General features: G+C 72.0%; 15 protein-coding genes. 10 read left to right on the forward strand and 5 right to left on the reverse strand.

From position 1 onward, the window contains the following. On the forward strand, window positions 1-1,168 hold a 1,168-nt coding region (locus I0C86_RS20265), incomplete at its 5' end, for a class I SAM-dependent methyltransferase (protein WP_230394467.1). Window positions 1,169-1,274: 106 nt separating this feature from the next. Beyond that, window positions 1,275-2,360 (forward strand): DUF3068 domain-containing protein, encoded by a 1,086-nt coding sequence (locus I0C86_RS20270; protein ID WP_196202837.1) that lies wholly within the window; start codon window positions 1,275-1,277, stop codon window positions 2,358-2,360. 100 nt (window positions 2,361-2,460) lie between these two features. Here the strand turns inward: I0C86_RS20270 and nagA are convergent, their stop codons facing one another. From nagA to I0C86_RS20285, 3 genes are read right to left on the reverse strand one after another with little or no spacing between them, the layout of a single operon-like run. Beyond that, entirely contained in the window at window positions 2,461-3,582 is a 1,122-nt protein-coding gene (gene nagA / locus I0C86_RS20275; RefSeq protein ID WP_196202838.1) for an N-acetylglucosamine-6-phosphate deacetylase, read from the reverse strand. Continuing rightward, on the reverse strand, window positions 3,579-4,559 hold the full coding sequence (locus I0C86_RS20280) for an ROK family protein (RefSeq protein ID WP_323373745.1): 981 nt from the start codon (window positions 4,557-4,559) through the stop codon (window positions 3,579-3,581). The genes nagA and I0C86_RS20280 overlap by 4 nt, the downstream gene beginning before the upstream one ends. Continuing rightward, window positions 4,556-5,485: an SIS domain-containing protein gene (locus tag I0C86_RS20285; RefSeq protein WP_196202839.1), complete on the reverse strand. Its 930-nt coding sequence runs from the start codon at window positions 5,483-5,485 to the stop codon at window positions 4,556-4,558. Before I0C86_RS20285 ends, I0C86_RS20280 begins: the two co-directional genes overlap by 4 nt. Before the next feature lie 227 nt (window positions 5,486-5,712). Here I0C86_RS20285 and I0C86_RS20290 point away from each other — a divergent pair, with 227 nt between their 5' ends. The 4 genes from I0C86_RS20290 to I0C86_RS43570 all read left to right on the forward strand — a co-directional run bounded on the left by I0C86_RS20290 (window position 5,713) and on the right by I0C86_RS43570 (window position 9,427). Beyond that, on the forward strand, window positions 5,713-6,498 hold the full coding sequence (locus I0C86_RS20290; RefSeq protein ID WP_196202840.1) for a DeoR/GlpR family DNA-binding transcription regulator: 786 nt from the start codon (window positions 5,713-5,715) through the stop codon (window positions 6,496-6,498). A gap of 158 nt (window positions 6,499-6,656) precedes the next feature. Then, on the forward strand, window positions 6,657-7,673 hold the full coding sequence (locus tag I0C86_RS20295) for an ATP-binding cassette domain-containing protein (RefSeq protein WP_196202841.1): 1,017 nt from the start codon (window positions 6,657-6,659) through the stop codon (window positions 7,671-7,673). Further along, the gene (locus I0C86_RS20300; protein WP_196202842.1) at window positions 7,670-8,686 is read left to right on the forward strand and encodes an ABC transporter permease subunit; all 1,017 of its coding nucleotides are present in this window, start codon (window positions 7,670-7,672) and stop codon (window positions 8,684-8,686) included. The genes I0C86_RS20295 and I0C86_RS20300 overlap by 4 nt, the downstream gene beginning before the upstream one ends. A gap of 213 nt (window positions 8,687-8,899) precedes the next feature. Further along, window positions 8,900-9,427: a DUF3263 domain-containing protein gene (locus I0C86_RS43570; protein WP_230394468.1), complete on the forward strand. Its 528-nt coding sequence runs from the start codon at window positions 8,900-8,902 to the stop codon at window positions 9,425-9,427. Between the two features lie 15 nt (window positions 9,428-9,442). Here the strand turns inward: I0C86_RS43570 and I0C86_RS20310 are convergent, their stop codons facing one another. Next, window positions 9,443-9,655 (reverse strand): hypothetical protein, encoded by a 213-nt coding sequence (locus I0C86_RS20310; protein ID WP_196202843.1) that lies wholly within the window; start codon window positions 9,653-9,655, stop codon window positions 9,443-9,445. A 351-nt stretch (window positions 9,656-10,006) separates the two neighbouring features. Between I0C86_RS20310 and I0C86_RS20315 the strand changes: the two genes are divergently transcribed. The 4 genes from I0C86_RS20315 (at window position 10,007) to I0C86_RS20330 (ending at window position 13,023) form a co-directional block, all read left to right on the forward strand. Further along, on the forward strand, window positions 10,007-10,846 hold the full coding sequence (locus tag I0C86_RS20315; RefSeq protein WP_230394469.1) for a hypothetical protein: 840 nt from the start codon (window positions 10,007-10,009) through the stop codon (window positions 10,844-10,846). Between the two features lie 67 nt (window positions 10,847-10,913). Then, window positions 10,914-11,510 (forward strand): DUF4291 domain-containing protein, encoded by a 597-nt coding sequence (locus I0C86_RS20320; RefSeq protein ID WP_196202844.1) that lies wholly within the window; start codon window positions 10,914-10,916, stop codon window positions 11,508-11,510. Between the two features lie 262 nt (window positions 11,511-11,772). Then, window positions 11,773-12,339, forward strand: a complete 567-nt coding sequence (locus tag I0C86_RS20325) for a GNAT family N-acetyltransferase (RefSeq protein ID WP_407676331.1) — start codon at window positions 11,773-11,775, stop codon at window positions 12,337-12,339. Window positions 12,340-12,492: 153 nt separating this feature from the next. Beyond that, complete coding sequence (locus tag I0C86_RS20330) at window positions 12,493-13,023, forward strand: MauE/DoxX family redox-associated membrane protein (RefSeq protein ID WP_196202846.1); 531 nt, start codon at window positions 12,493-12,495, stop codon at window positions 13,021-13,023. Between the two features lie 98 nt (window positions 13,024-13,121). Here the strand turns inward: I0C86_RS20330 and I0C86_RS20335 are convergent, their stop codons facing one another. Further along, window positions 13,122-15,425 (reverse strand): AAA family ATPase, encoded by a 2,304-nt coding sequence (locus I0C86_RS20335; RefSeq protein WP_196202847.1) that lies wholly within the window; start codon window positions 15,423-15,425, stop codon window positions 13,122-13,124. Between the last annotated feature and the right edge of the window lie 25 nt (window positions 15,426-15,450).

Genomic DNA, 15,450 nt, shown 5'->3' on the forward strand with positions numbered 1-15,450 from the left:
GTGGTGGATCGTGGTGCCGCTGGTGGCGCTCGGGGTCGCCCTCGGCGGCGCGGCCGCGGCCTCGCTCCTGCTCGCCGCCATGCTGGTACGCCTGCTGCGACCGGGTGCACTGCCGGGGATCGTCCTCGTCGCCGGTACCGGCGGCATCGCGGAGGCGGTCCTGGGCCGCCTGCTGGGGCACGGGCAGGAGTGGGTGTACGGCGCAGTCGTGCAGACCGCGATGCTCGTGGCGGTGTGCGCCGTCGCGGCGACCGTCGTGCCGACCGCCGGCCGTCCGCCCGGCTCCGACGCCGACACCGAGTCATCGCCGGAGCCGCCGTCGCCGTCGCCGTCGGCGGAGTCGGAGCTGTCGCAGCCGCAGCCGCCGTCGGCGGAGTCGGAGCCGTCGCCGTCGCCGGAACTACCGGACGAGCAGCGGCACCGGGCGACGCTTCGTCGGTCGGTCGCGCTGTTCCGGGGCTTCCTGCACGAACAGTCCGACCCCGACCGGTTCTACTCGCTGCTCGCCGATGACTCCGTGCGCCAACTGCGGTCCTATGTAGACCTGGTCGGCGCGCGGGTCCTCGACGTGGGTGGCGGCCCCGGCTACTTCGCCACCGAGTTCCGTAGGGCCGGCGCGGCGTACATCGGTCTGGATCCGGCGGTCGGGGACTTCGCCGCGGCCGGCGCCGCCGTGTCGGGCATGGTGCGGGGCAGCGGGACCGCGCTGCCCGTACGGTCCGGCGGGGTGGAGGTCTGCTACTCGTCGAACGTGCTCGAACACGTCGCCGAACCCGAGGCGATGCTGGACGAACTGGTCCGGGTGACCCGCGCCGGCGGCACCGTCTTCGTGTCGTTCACCCCGTGGTTGTCCCCGTGGGGCGGACACGAGACGTCGCCATGGCACTTCCTGGGTGGCGAGCGGGCCCGGCGACGCTACCTGCGCCGTAACGGTCGGGAGCCGAAGAACCGGGTCGGGCACACCCTGTTCCCGGTCAGCGCCGCGCGGGCGATGCGGTGGGCCAGGGCGGCCCGGCGTGCCGGCGCCATCGACATCGTCGATGTGCTGCCCCGGTACCACCCGGGGTGGGCGCGGTGGGTGGCCCGGGTTCCCGTGCTACGGGAGGCGCTCACCTGGAACTTCACGATGGTGCTTCGCAAGGCCGCAGAACCCGACGATCGGGAGTAGGAACAAGCCGCGCAGGGGTCGCTTCCGGAAGTGACTCGGTAGTAACCTCTGGCAGCCGGCAAGCAGTCCGGCTGCCGAATAACCGTCCCTAAATCGTGGAGGCACTATGAGGTCCCGCGTCATCGGCGCCGCGCTGTTCGGCGTCGGTGTTCTCGCGCTGGTCTTCGCCGGCGGTCTCGCGTTCGTCGTGGCACCCCAGGTGGACCGCCTGCCGTACGACCTGGAACGCACGCAGTCCGTCGCCGAGGCGCCCAACGCCCGCTTCCTGCAGATCACCGAGGGCAAGGCCAAGGTGAACCAGGGCACCCTCCGTTCGACCATCACCGTGCAGCCGGACGCCAAGGAGACCGCCGAACTGGACGGCCCGCTCGACGGCAACGCCGTCGTGTGGCTGGTCGGCCAGGAGGTCGTCCACACCGAGAGCAAGGCCCTGATCAGCGCCTACAGCACGTCACTGGCACTCGACCGCAAGACCGCCGCTGCCCAGCAGTGGGACAAGCAGTGGCTCGACATCGGCAACGACCGGCAGAGCGTCAACTACTCGGGCCAGATCTACAAGTTCCCGTTCGGCACCGAGAAGAAGACCTACGACATCTTCGACCGGGACATCAACGGCACCCAGCCGGCGTCCTTCGTCAAGACCGAGCAGATCAAGGGTCTGGAGACCTACCTGTTCACCCAGCGGATCCAGGACGCGACGCAGGAGTTGCCGGCCGACCGTCTGAAGCTCCTGGCGAGCCAACTGCTGCCCGGCGCCACCAACGGCAAGGTCAGCTACAGCAACACCCGCTCCGTGTGGGTGGAGCCGACCACCGGCCAGTTCATCAAGGTGCAGGAGACGCAGAGCAAGAAGCTCGTCGGTGACAACGGGCAGGAGGTGGTCATCCTCGACGCGGTCTTCACCTACACCGACGACACGATCGCGACCAGCGCCGACACGGCGGGCTCCAACCGGCAACTGCTCCAGACGGTCAAGCTGTGGGGTCCGCTCGCGCTCCTGGTCATCGGCCTGGTACTGGTGATCGTCGGCCTCCTCAAGGCGCTGCGCCGTCCCCGCGCGGCGGCGGTCGCCGGCAGCGTCCCGGAGCCCCGCTCCGGCCCCCACGCCGAAACGGTTTCGGCAGGGGTCGGCAAGCCCGAACGTGCAACGCAGCGCACCGACCCTGACCGGCAGCAGAAGTCCGACGGTTAGGGCGACCAGCTCGACAAGTACGTCCTGCGGTGCCGGCCCGGTCGGGTCGGCACCTCGGGGCGGCAACCTTTGAGGACTCGGCTGTCTGTCCGCCCGCCGGTTACTCGACCCACTCTCCGGCGCGCATCACCCGGGTCACGTTCAGGTCGTCGTCGAGTTCCACCAGGTCGGCCCGCCAGCCGGGCATCAGGGCGCCGACCCGGTCGCCGAGCCCGATCGTCCGAGCCGGTGTGGTGGCGGCCATCCGGCAGGCGTCCACCATCGAGATGCCCGCCGCCACCGCCTGGCGCAGCGCGGCGTCCATCGTGAGGGTGCTGCCGGCGATCGCCCCTGGCGAAGAGTCCGAAGTGGCCAGCCGGACGGTGCCGTCGGTGACCACCACCGGTTGTCCGCCCAACTCGTACTCGCCGTCCGGCATTCCGGCCGCCGCCATCGCGTCGGTGATCAGCGCGGCCCGGTCGGCGCCGGTCACCCCGGCCGCGAAGGCGAGCGACCCCTGGTGCAGGTGTACTCCGTCGGCGATCAGCTCACAGACCACATTGGGCGATCCGAGCAGGGCGAACACCGGGCCGGGCTCACGGTGGTGCGGGCCGCGCATGCCGTTGAACAGGTGGGTGGCGACGGTCGCGCCGGCAAGCACCCCGGCGGTGGTCTCCTCGTACGTGGCGTCGGTGTGGCCGAGCGCCGCGACCACCCGCCGGGAGACGAGGAGTTCGATCGCGGCCAGCGCGCCCGGCAACTCCGGGGCGAGGGTTACCATCCGGACGGTGCCGCCGCCGAGCGCGAGCAGTTCGGACAGCTCGTCGAGGGACGGGTCGCGGAGGAACTCCGGATTCTGCGCCCCGCAGCGCGCCGCCGACAGGTACGGCCCCTCGTAGTGGACGCCGGCCAGCACGCCCTCCTTCACCAACGGGGCGTACGCCTGCGTGGCGTCCCGGATCAGCTCGTACGGCGAACTGACCAGGCTGGCCAGCAGGCTGGTGGTGCCGTGTGCGAGGTGGAACGCGGCGGCGCCCCGGGCCGCGTCGGCGTCGCCGGTGGTGAAGGTGTGCCCGCCGCCGCCGTGGGTGTGCATGTCCACGAAGCCGGGGACGATCCAGTGTCCGTCCCGGATCGACGGGTACTCGGCGACGGCGGAGATCCGCTCGCCGTCAAGCTCCACGCACCCCTGCCGGATGATCCCGGTCGGAGTCACCACCTTGCCAACAACCCGCACGGTCACGTCATCTCCAGGGTGTCGAGGGCGAGCAGGGCGGCGCCGAGGCAGCCGGCCTCGTCGCCGAGCGCCGCGCGCAGCAGTCTGGGTTCGGTCTGGAAGGTCAGCCGTTGCCGCAGCGCGACCCCGAGCGGGTCGAGCAGGTCGGCGCCGGCCTCGGCGAGTCCGCCGCCGAGCACGACGACCTCGGTGTCGTACAGCGCCTGGGCGATGGCCAGCCCGTCGGCCAGGGCCTCGATCGTCTCCCGCCACACCCGTTCGGCGGTCGCCTCGCCACCGCTCGCCCGGGTGACCACCTCGGCGGCGGTCGCGGGGATTCCGGTCAGCGCGGTGTAGCGCCGTCCGACGGCGGCGGCCGAGGCCACCGCCTCCAGGCAGCCGAGCCGGCCGCAGCCGCAGTGCGGCCCCTCCGGACGTACGACGATGTGGCCCAGTTCGCCGGCGGCGCCGTGCGCGCCTGCGAAGGCCGACCCGTCGATCACCTGCGCGGCGGCGATGCCGGTGCCGATCGCGACGAAGAGCACGTGCCGGGTGCCCCGTCCGGCGCCGAGCCGGGCCTCCGCGATCCCACCGGCCCGTACGTCGTGGCCGACCGCCGCCGGCAGGCCGAGCCGCGCGGTGACCAGTTCCCGCAGGGGTACGTCCCGGAAGCCCAGGTTCGCCGACCAGACGGCGCTGCCGGTGCTCTCGTCGACGACTCCGGGAATGGCCAGGCCGACCGCGACCGGGGTCAGGCCGCCGGCTCGGGCCTTTCCGGTGAGTCCCTCGGCTACGTCGAGGATGCTCTCGACCACGGCCGCCGGGCCGCGCTCGGCCCGGGTGTGGTGGCGCTCGGTGAGTTCGGTCGTGCCGTCGGCCCGGACCAGGGCGCATTTCATTCCGGTCCCGCCGACGTCGAGCGCGACGACCACCTCGCCGGTCCGGTCGCCGCCCCCGGTGACCGGGAGGGTGGTGTCGGTGGCCGGGGGGACGGCGTCGGTCACGCCAGCACCACGGACCGGCTCAGGTGCCGGGGCGCGTCCGGGTCCAGCCCGCGCCCGGTGGCGAGGGCCACCGCGAAGCGCTGGGCCAGGATCAGGTCGGCCATCGGGTCCAGCGGCGGGCGGCCGCTGGCCCAGCCGCCGATCACCGCGTGTACGCCGTTGGTCCGGCTGTGCACGAACGCCGCCCCGGTCGCCGATATGTCCTCGGCCAGCCCGTCCGGGATCTCGCCGAACGCCCAGACCACGCGTCCGGGAGCGGCGATCGAGATCGGCCCGTGCCGGTAGTCCATCGCCGGGTACGCCTCGGCCCAGGCGGTGGCCGCCTCGCGGCACTTGAGTGCGGCCTCGTGGGCGATCCCGACGGTCCAGCCCCGGCCGAGGAAGGTGATCTGTTCGACCCGGGCCGGGTCGAACGGCAGCGGGGCGCGTACGGCCACCTCCGCGTCGGCGGCCAGGGCGCTGATGTCGGTGCCGAGGTGGGCCCGGAGCAGCGCGAGGGTGCTGGTCGCGAAGCGGGTCTGCACCACGGAGCGTTCGTCGGCGAACGGGATCGCCACGGTGTCTCCGGCGAGGGCCACGGCGGGGGAGTCCGGGTCACCGACGATCACGGTGCTGGGCCGCCGTCCGGGCAGGGCGCCGAGTACGTCGAGTACCTCGGTGGTGGTGCCGGACCGGGTGATCGCCAGCACCCGGTCGTAGGGGCGTTCGAGTGGGAACTCGGATGCCTGGAAGGCGTCGGTCTCGCCCTGGCCGGCGCGCTCGCGCAGTGCGGCGTACGCCATCGCCATGAACCAGGAGGTGCCGCAGCCGATGACGGCGACCCGCTCGCCGGGACGGGGTAGGACGGCGGTGGACTCGGCGGCCAGTGCGGCGGCCTGCCGCCAGCACTCGGGCTGACTGCTGATCTCCGCGTCGACGTGGCCCATCGCAGCTCCTCGCGGGCGAGATTCCCGGACCGGCAGGGCAGCGCTCGGGGCGCGATGCGACCTGCGCAATACGGCTCAATTTGACGGTCTTTCGAGCGCCATTCTGCGCGAAAGACCGCGCTTGTGGCAACCGCGCGCAGCTTCGCGCAGAGCAAAGTTTTGCGGCCGGGCGTTTCGCGCACTATTGTGCACGCAATTCGTCACCGTACGCACCTGGAGGGCCCGCGGTGGACCGGTACGCGAGATGGAACGCCCTGCTCGAACTGCTGACCGACTCGGGCCGGGTCAGCGTGGAGGACGCGGCGGCCCGCCTGGACGTCTCGCAGGCGACCATCCGGCGTGACTTCGACCAGCTCGCCCAACAGCAGATGATCACGCGTACCCGGGGCGGGGCGGTCGCCAACGGCGTCTCGTACGACCTGCCGCTGCGCTACAAGACGGCCAAGCACTCGGCCGAGAAGCAGCGGATCGGCACCGCCGCCGCCGCGCTGGTCTCCCCGGGCATGGTGGTCGGACTCAACGGCGGCACCACGACCACCGAGGTGGCCCGGGCGCTGGCCGTCCGGCCGGACCTGAACAGCAGCGCCGACGGCGCCCAGTTGACAGTGGTCACGAACGCGCTGAACATCGCCAACGAGTTGCTGGTCCGGTCCCGGATGAAGATCGTGGTGGCCGGCGGTGTGGTCCGGCCACAGTCGTTCGAACTGGTCGGCCCGCTCGGCGGGGCCCTGCTCCGCGAGGTCACCCTCGACGTGGCGCTGCTCGGGGTGGACGCCATCGACGTACAGCTCGGCGCGGCGGCCCACCACGAGGGCGAGGCGTCGATGAACAACCTGATGGTCGCCCGCGCCAAGCGGGTCGTCATCATCGCCGACTCGTCCAAACTCGGCGGGCACGCCTTCGCCCGGATCTGCCCGATCGAACGGATCGAAACCCTGGTCACCGACTCCGGCGCCGATCCGGCCACCGTGCAGTCGTTCCGGGACGCCGGCCTCACCGTCGTCTGCGCCTGAGAGCTGTAAGGAAGGGCCCCTTCTTATCGCTTTCTGCATAACAAGGGCCCCCTCCTAACATCTCAGGCCCTTCGACGCGCCAGTAGCGCGTATAACGCGGTAGCGTGCAAAGCGGTGGTACGGTGTCGCCGATATCGGACATGAGGAGAGAGGCCGATATGGCTGCCGTACTTGAGATCGAGGGTCTGGCGAAGACCTATCGGAGTAGACGCCGGGGGACCCGGCGCGCGCTGGACGGCTTCGACATGCGGGTCGAGGCGGGCCAGGTGCACGGCTTCCTCGGTCCCAACGGGTCGGGCAAGACCACCACGCTGCGTACGCTGCTCGGGCTGATCCGCCCGAACGGCGGCCGGATGGCGATCCTCGGCCAGGAGGTGCCGGCGGCGCTGCCCACGGTCGTCGGCCAGGTCGGCGCGATCGTGGAGAGCCCTCAGTTCTTTCCGCACTTCTCCGCCCAGGACACCCTCTCGCTGCTGGCCGGGGCCGGCGGGGTGCCCCAACAGCGGGTGGCCGAGGTGCTGGAGCTGGTCGGCCTGCGGGAGCGGGCCAAGGACCGGGTCAAGACCTACTCGCTCGGCATGAAGCAACGGCTGGCCGTCGCCTCCGCCCTGCTGAAGGAGCCCAAGCTGCTGATCCTGGACGAGCCGGCCAACGGGCTCGACCCGGGCGGCATCCGGGAGATGCGGACCCTGATGAGCGACCTCGCCGCCTCGGGGATGACGGTGGTGATCTCCAGCCACATTCTCGCCGAGGTGCAGTTGATCTGCGACTCGGTCACGATCATCTCGCTCGGCCGCCGGGTCGCCTTCGGCCCGGTCGCCCAGGTGCTGGCCCAGCACTCCGGCGGTGGCCTGCGGGTCCGGCTGGAGGCGGTCACCGACCTGCCGGCCGCCGCCGACCTGCTTCTCCGGTCCGGCGCGCGGGTCACCCCGCAGGACGACCACCTGCTGGTGTACGAGGTGGACAAGCCCGCCACCGTCACCCGTACGCTCGCCGCCGCCAACCTGTTCGTCAGCGAACTCGCGCCGGTGACCGTCGACCTGGAGAGCGTCTTCCTCCAGTTGACCGCCACCGCCCCGGTACCCGGACAACACCGTCAGGTGGACCAGTCCGCGGTGGTGGACGGCACGTCCTCGTCCTCGTCCGACTCGATCTCCGGGGGGTGGGGAGTGTGAGCCTCTTCAACACGGAACTGCGCCGGCTCCGCAAGCGACGGTTCGTCCGCTACCTGACCCTGGGCGGGCTGCTGGTGCTGGCCGCCGTCGCGGTCGGGATGTTCTTCACCAACCAGAAGGTCGGGCCGGCCCAGATCGCGGCGGCCGAACGCGCGGCGGACCGGGAATACCAGCAGAACCTGGGGTACATGCGGCAGGAACAGGCAGCCTGCGAGCAGGCGAAGGCGACCGGGAACGCCGATGTCGGCAGGTTCCCGCCGGACTGCTCGAGCATCCAGCCGCCACCCAGGGAGGCGTTCCAGACCGATTGGCACCTGCCGGCCACATTCGAGTTCCGCGAGGAGTTTGGCAGCACCCTCATCGCCCTCACCGCCGTGCTCGGGCTGGTCGCGTTCGTCGGAGGCGCCTCCTTCATCGGTGCCGAGTGGAGCACCGGCGGGATGATGAACCTGCTGCTCTGGCGACCGCAGCGGATCAGGGTGCTGCTCACCAAGCTCGGCGCGCTGCTCTCCGCGCTGTCCGGATTGACGGTGGTGACCATCGGAGCCTGGACGGCGGCGTTCTGGGCCACCGGCACCTACCGGGGGAGCACCGAGGGGATGACCTCCGGGGCGTGGCAGTCGTTCGGCCTGACCGGGCTGCGCGGCCTCGCCCTGGTGCTGATCGCCGGGGCGCTCGGCTTCGGACTGGCCTCGCTGGGCCGGCACACCGCGCTGGCCCTCGGCGGGGTGCTCGGGGTGATGGTGGTGGGACAGTTCGGTCTCGGTGTCGTACTGGGGATGGCCCGGGTCAAGTTCGTCGAGGCGTGGCTGTTTCCGACGTACCTGCTGGCCTGGATGCAGAAGAAGGTCACGCTGCAGAACTGGGCCTCCTGCCAGGCCACGTACAACGGCGAGTGCAAGCCGGCGACCTTCGACATCACCTGGCAGAACTCGTCGATCCTGCTGTCGGTCGCGCTGGTGCTGGTGCTCGGCGGCGCGATCTGGTCGATGCGCCGACGGGACGTCACCTGAGCCCGGGACATCACCTGAGCCCGGGACATCACCTGAGCAGGAGTGGCTGAGCCGCGACCGGCGTCGCGGTGCGGGGTTCGGGGGCGGCGGCCGGGGGGCGCCGTCCCCGCCGGCCGGCGTACCCGGGTGACGGCCGGTGCGGTCCTGGCGGGTCGTCGGTAGGCTGGTGAGGCTGTTCGCAGGTCGTATCACCCAGCCCGGAGGAGCAGCCCCATGAGGAACGCCTCTGCTCCGGCCGACGACGACAGAACGGCCGACGACAGAGCGGCCGACGACGACAGAACGGCCGACGACAGAGCCGCCGACGAGGCAGTCGTCGACGTTGCCGAGGCAGGTGCCGACGACAGAGCGGTCGATGACGTTGCCGAGGCTGGACGTCCGGACCGGGGCACCTACGTACCGCAACCCCGTTCCGCGCCCGCCTCCGACTCGGACGGTACGCCCGAACTATCCGATCCGTCGGAACCGCTCGAACCGTTCGGACCACCCCTGTCGGCGGCGGCCGGTGAGCCCGCACTCACCGAGCGGGAGCGCGAGATCCTGGCCTTCGAGCAGCGCTGGTGGAAACACGCGGGTGCGAAGGAGCAGGCGATCCGGGACGCCTTCGACCTCTCCTCGACCCGCTACTACCAGCTCCTCAACGGACTGCTCGACAATCCGGCCGCGCTGGCCGCCGAACCGATGCTGGTCGGCCGGCTGCGCCGACTGCGCGCGACCAGGAGCCGTAACCGGCGCCGCTGAGGAGCCGGAACCGGGTCACTTCTCGTAGGTGCGCAACCCGTTGCCCAGTGCGATGAAGGTGGGCGCCCACTCGCCGATGAAGATCCCCCATCGGTCGGCCCGGTCGATCCCGGCGTTCTCCATCTGTTTCGACAGCATCCAGCTCAGAAACGACAGTCCGATGCTGACGCCGCCCGCTATGTACAGGTGCTCGGCGCGCAGACCCATCCGGTGCAGGTGCTCCATCATTGCGTTCCCCCTCGCGAAAGCCTCCCGCAATCGACGCTACCGCCCAGCTCAGGCCGGGGATGGCAGGTTGCCGGGATACGGCCGACCCGATCCGGCGACCCGATCCGGGCGGCGCCGGCGACCCGATCCGGACGGCGTCGGGCGACGCGATCGGGGACGGCGCCGGCCGGAGGTCGAGGCTCAGGGTCCGGGACGTCGACGGGCAGGTCGATTCGGGGTGGGCCGAAGGTCGATTCGCGGTAGACAGGGAGATGACCGACCCCTCGCACCGCCGGGAGCCACCATGACACTGCCGGGCCTCGACCAGCCGTTCCTGGGCTCGTCGCAGCGGCCAGGCCCGGAGTCGAGCCGATGATGCGGGTCTGCTCGGCCTCCGTTCCCGCACCGGGCCGTGCCGAGAACGAGGACCAGGTCTTCCGGTACGGCGAACTGGTCGGCGTACTCGACGGTGCAACGGTGCCGGACGGCTTCGACACCGGTTGCGTACACGGACCGGTCTGGTACGTCCGGCAGCTCGCCGCACGGATCGGCCTGGCCGCCGCGGACCGGCCCGCCGCCGCGCTGACCGGCAACCTGGCCGCCGCGATCCTGGCGGTACGCGCCGACCACGGCGGCAGGTGCGATCTGGACCATCCCGGCACCCCGTCGGCAACGGTCTGCCTGCTCCGGTACGGCGGGGACCACGTCGACTACCTGGTGCTCTGCGACAGCCCGTTGGTGCTCGACCTCGGCGAGCGGGTACAGGTGATCTCCGACGACCGGTTGCGGACGGCAACGGCCGACCTGCGGCAGAAGGCGCTGACGGTGGCCGGCGCGGGTGCCGAGCTGGACCGGGCGACCCGGTTCCGCCGGGCGGTGGCGCTGCAACGGGAGCAGATGAACCAGACGCACGGGTACTGGGTCGCCGCCGCGAATCCCGACGCGGCGTACCACGCGGTCGCCGGCAGCCTGCCGCTGCACGGACCGGACCGGGTCCGGCGGGCCGCGCTGCTCACCGACGGTGCCTCGGGCGCGGTCGAGCAGTTCGGCCTCTTCGACTGGCGCGGCCTGCTCGACGTGCTCAGCGAGGCCGGGCCGGGTGAACTGATCCGGCGGGTCCGGCTCGCCGAGGCCGGCGACGGCCAGCGTCGCTCCGGCTTCAAACGGTACGACGACGCGACCGCCGTGCTGTGTGGCTTCGAGGAGGCGTGACCGGTTCGGCCGCCCGGCTCCGGAAACGTGGTGGCGGGCGGCGGGCCAGCCAGCGAAGATCGGCTCTGTGTCAGTGCCGCAGCGGCAGGTCCGAGCCTGCTACACCGAGAACACGATCACCGTCTACCAGGCCTATCCGGCGTCGATCGCCCGCCCGGCGCTGGCACACGGCCACTTCGTGGCGCCGTTCAAACGGGAGCGGATGACCTGGATCAAGCCGTCCTTCCTCTGGATGATGTACCGGTGCGGCTGGGCCGCCAAGCCCGACCAGGAACATGTGCTGGCGGTCGAGATCACCCGTGGCGGGTTCGAGTGGGCACTGCGCCGGGCCTGCCTGAGCCACTACGACGCGGACCGGCACGAGAGCCGTACGGCCTGGGCCGGGCAGCTCAGGACAAGCCCGGTACGGGTGCAGTGGGATCCGGAACGTTCGCTGGACCTGAGTCCGTTGTCCCACCGGTCGTTGCAGGTCGGCCTCGGCGGCGAGGCCGTCGGTCGGTACGTCGACGAGTGGATCGTCGGAATCAGTGATGTCACGCCGACGGCGCACGCGATCCGCAAGCGGCTGCGGGACGGTGACCGGGCCGGCGCCTCCGCCCTGCTCCCGGCCGAGCGGCCCTACCCGCTGCCGGAGGAGATCGCGACGAGCATCGACGCCTCCTGAGCCGCTGGGTTCGAAACGGCGCCCGGCCGGTCGGATCCTCGCGGGTTCGGGGGACCTGCATCCGGCGCGGCGGCGGGCGGCTCGCCGTCGAGTCTGACCGACGGGACCGTCGCCTGTCGAAAGGTGACCCCGGCACGCCGGCCGGGGTCGTACCCGGCACCGGGCGGCCTCGGCGGGGAAACCGGGCGGCGGCGTTCCGGCACGACCAGCCAGGCGGTGAGGTGGACACCCGGTTGAAAGGCGTGGCCCGAACGGAGCGGGTATGCCAATCCGGTGGACGCGGCGACGGCTGGGCGAGAAACATCGGTTCGTGACGCGTGAGGTCCGGCTGACGCCGGTAGACGAGCAGAATCTGGAGCCATTACTGTCGGTGGCGGTCGCCGAGACCGAGCCCGACGAGGTGATGCCGCCGGTCGAGGCTCCGGCTGGCTGGTCGCAGGCCCGGCGCGACGCGTTCCGGGCGTTCCACCGGAAGAACTACACCGGGTTGGACGGGCCGACCGGCAACCTGATGTACGCGATCGTGCAGGACGGCGACGTGGTGGGGATGGCCAGGCTGGGGCGGCGGGCCGAACCGGGCACGCTGGAGACCGGAATGTGGCTCGGCAAGTCGACCCGGGGGCAGGGCATCGGACTGATCGCGTTACGCCTGCTGCTCGCCGAGGCGATCCAGGCCGGGGCCCGGATGGTGGTGGCCGAGACCCAACCCGACAATCTGCCGGCGCTGAACCTGCTGCGCCGCTGCGGCGCGGTGCTGGGCCCGGACGGTACGGGGATCCGCGCCGAGATCCGGCTCGGGGTCAACGAGGACGTGGCCGGCGCCTGGTGACGATCGGGCCGGGGCCCGACGGCGTCGGCCGGCTGCCGTCCACGGTGCGATTCCATCGGATCCGCTGGATCGAGGCCCCGCCCGGTTCTGGTAATTTCGATCACGTTCCCGGCTCCGGGGTCCGCCCGTTGCCGTGATGCGGGGGTGACGGACGTGGACTACCTCGAAATGGCCTGCCGGGTATTGCTCGGGGTGGTCTTCCTGGTCTCGGCCGGCAGCAAGCTTCGGAACCGTTCGGCATTCGACGCGTTCGCGGTCGGGCTCCGGGACACCGGCCTGGTCTCCGCCGGCAACGCCCGACGGATCGGTGTGCTGACGGTCGCGGCCGAGCTCGGGGTGGTGCTGCTGCTGGTCGTTCCGGCGACCGTACCGGCCGGCTACCTGCTGGCCGGGGCGCTGCTGGCGGTCTTCGTCGGCGGGATCGGGCTGATGATGCGCCGGGGTGTCAGCGCGGCCTGTCCCTGCTTCGGGGTGTCGACCACCCGGCTGGGCGGCCGGCAGATCATCCGCAACGTGGTGCTGCTGACCGTCGCCGGCACCGGCCTGGTCGCCGGGCTGGCCGGGTCGGGAGTCGGTGCCGGTCAGTGGGCCGGCCTGCTGCTCGCGGCCGTCACGGGCGCGATCGTGGCACTGATCGTCGTAAGGCTCGACGACATCGTCGATCTCTTCGCCTCCACCGCGTAGCGGCGGGCCCGCCGGACGCGGCCCCGCGAGGACGAGGGCGAGGACGAGGAGACGCCGCGTTGCAGGTCGGCGTCCCCCGCCGCCTTTTGACGACGTCCTCAGCGCTGCGCCGCGTACGCCGCCAGCCAGGCGACCTGGTCCGGATCCAGCGAGGGCCGGACCCGGGACCGGGCGGTGGCCACATGCGCCGCGCTGACCGTGGTCGCCTCCAACGACTCGCGCATCGCCGCGAGCGCCGCCTCCCGGACCAGTGCCGCACAGTCGGCCGCGGAGAAGCCGTCCAGTCCCTCGGCCAGCGCGCCCAGGTCCACCTCGGCGTCGAGCGGCACCGCGCGGGAGGCCGCGCGGAGGATCTCGGCCCGGGCGGCGGCGTCCGGCGGAGGCACGTAGACCCCCCGCTCCAGCCGGCCCGGCCGCAGCAGCGCCGGATCCACCAGATCCGGCCGGTTCGTCGCGCCGATCACCACCACGTTGCGCAGCGGCTCGACCCCGTCGAGTTCGGTGAGCAGGGCGGCGACGACCCGGTCCGTGGTGCCGCCGTCGGTTGCCTGCCCGCGTACCGGGGCCAGGGCGTCCACCTCGTCGAGGAAGACCAGCGTCGGCGCGGCGTCCCGGGCCCGCCGGAAGAGTTCCCGGACCGCCCGTTCGCTCTCGCCCACCCACTTCGACAGCAGCTCCGCGCCCTTCACCGACAGCACGTTCGCCCGACCCGTACCGGCCAGGGCGGTGACGAGGAAGGTCTTTCCGCATCCGGGCGGGCCGTAGAGCAGTACCCCACGCGGTGGTTGTACGCCGAGCCGGGCGAACGTGTCCGGGTAGTTGAGCGGCCACAGCACCGACTCGGTCAGCATCTCCTTGACCTCGACCATGTCGCCCACGTCGTCGAGGGTGACGTCGGCCAACTCCAACATCGAGGACTCGGCCATCGAGGTGGGCCGGACCACCTCCAGCGCCGCCGAGAAGTCGGCCATCGCCACCGTCGGGGCGGTTGCCGCCTTCTGGCGCAACGCGGCGCGTACCCCGGCCTCCCGGGCCAGCGCGGCCAGGTCGGCGGCGACGAACCCTGGCGTACGGGCGGCCACCTCGTCCAGCCGGACGTCCTCGTCGAGCGGCATTCCCCGGGTCAGCACGGTCAACTGCTCCCGGCGCAGCGCCGCGTCCGGCAGCGGTACCGCGATCTCCAGCGAGAGCAGGTCGGGAGCGCGCAACGAGGGGTCCACCGCCTCCGGCCGACTCGTCGTGCAGATCACCGCGGTACCGGTCCGTATCGTCTCGGTGAGCAGTTGGCGGAACACCGTACCGATCGGTCCGGGGGCGTCGCGCGGGGCCAGCGCCTCGACGTCGGAGACCAGCAGCACGGCCGGCGGGCTGTCCTGGACGGAGCGGACGGCTTCCCGGAGTCGGCCTGCGGCGGAGTCGTTGGTCAGCGCGGCGAGTTCGGGTGCCCAGAGCGCGGCCACCCGGGCGCCGACCGAACTGGCGACCGCCCGGACCAGCGCGGACTTGCCCGAACCGGCGGGTCCGGTGATCAGTACGCCGAGCGACACCGTGGTGCCCAGCCGGCCCAGCACCTCGCGGTGGTGGAAGCCGAGGTCCAGCAGTTCGGTGAGTTCTTCCGCCTGCGCCCGCAGGCCGGGCAGTTCGTCCAGGCCGGGCGCCGCCGGATCCAGGGCCGGTACGGCCGGGGAGGCGGCCCGGGACGGCGTCCGGACCTCGGCCGGCTCGGTGCCGTGGGTGAGGTGGCCGTCCTGCCACCCCACCACCGTGTCCATCGTGACCAGTACGGAGACGGTCCGCCCCGACACCGACCCGGTGGCGTCCGCACCCGCGCTGCCGGCGGCGGGTCCGACCGGTCCGGCGGCGGTTTCGACCGGTCCGGCGGCGGTTTCCGCCGAGGTGACCGTGAGCAGGGTGCTTGTCCACGCGTAGCCGACGGTGTTGGCCAGGCTGCGTCGGGCGGCCTCGACCAGGGTCCGGACCGCTGCCGCCGGAAGTACGTCCTGGGGCAGCAGCGAGACGTCGTCGCCCGCGGTCACCATCTTGCCGAGGAGTGCGAGGCGGAGCATCTCCGGCGAGACGGCGGCGGTGATCTCCGGCGGCCCGGTCAGGATCACCCGCCGGGCGGCCACCACGGGGATGGGTGTGACCGTCACCTGGCTGCCGTCCCGGACACCGAGGTTGCCGAGAACCAAATCGTCGGCGTAGAGCAGCGCCCGGCTCGCGGTCGGGTCCGCCCGGGCCACTATCCCGGCGGTCGTACGGCGCCCGGTGAGCTGGACCGGTTCGCCGGGATGCAGACCCAGCGCGGTCAGCACCTCCGGGTGCAGCCGGACGATGCCCCGCCGCGCGTCCAGGGCGGCCGGACGCAGGTTGGCGGTGAGCGTGAGATCCGGACCCGTCACCGGCCGAGAGTACCGGCCCGGAGCC

The sequence above is a fragment of the Plantactinospora alkalitolerans genome (genome assembly GCF_015690345.1).
GTDB classification, from domain to species: Bacteria; Actinomycetota; Actinomycetes; order Mycobacteriales; family Micromonosporaceae; genus Plantactinospora; species Plantactinospora alkalitolerans.

Bases quoted from the DNA above. Each gene is read 5' to 3' on its own strand.
- I0C86_RS20325 (WP_407676331.1), top strand. From the start codon at position 11,773: ATGCCAATCCGGTGGACGCGGCGACGGCTGGGCGAGAAACATCGGTTC.
- I0C86_RS43570 (WP_230394468.1), top strand. From the start codon at position 8,900: ATGAGGAACGCCTCTGCTCCGGCCGACGACGACAGAACGGCCGACGAC.
- I0C86_RS20310 (WP_196202843.1), bottom strand. From the start codon at position 9,655: ATGATGGAGCACCTGCACCGGATGGGTCTGCGCGCCGAGCACCTGTAC.
- I0C86_RS20315 (WP_230394469.1), top strand. From the start codon at position 10,007: ATGATGCGGGTCTGCTCGGCCTCCGTTCCCGCACCGGGCCGTGCCGAG.
- I0C86_RS20295 (WP_196202841.1), top strand. From the start codon at position 6,657: ATGGCTGCCGTACTTGAGATCGAGGGTCTGGCGAAGACCTATCGGAGT.
- I0C86_RS20285 (WP_196202839.1), bottom strand. From the start codon at position 5,485: ATGGGCCACGTCGACGCGGAGATCAGCAGTCAGCCCGAGTGCTGGCGG.
- I0C86_RS20270 (WP_196202837.1), top strand. From the start codon at position 1,275: ATGAGGTCCCGCGTCATCGGCGCCGCGCTGTTCGGCGTCGGTGTTCTC.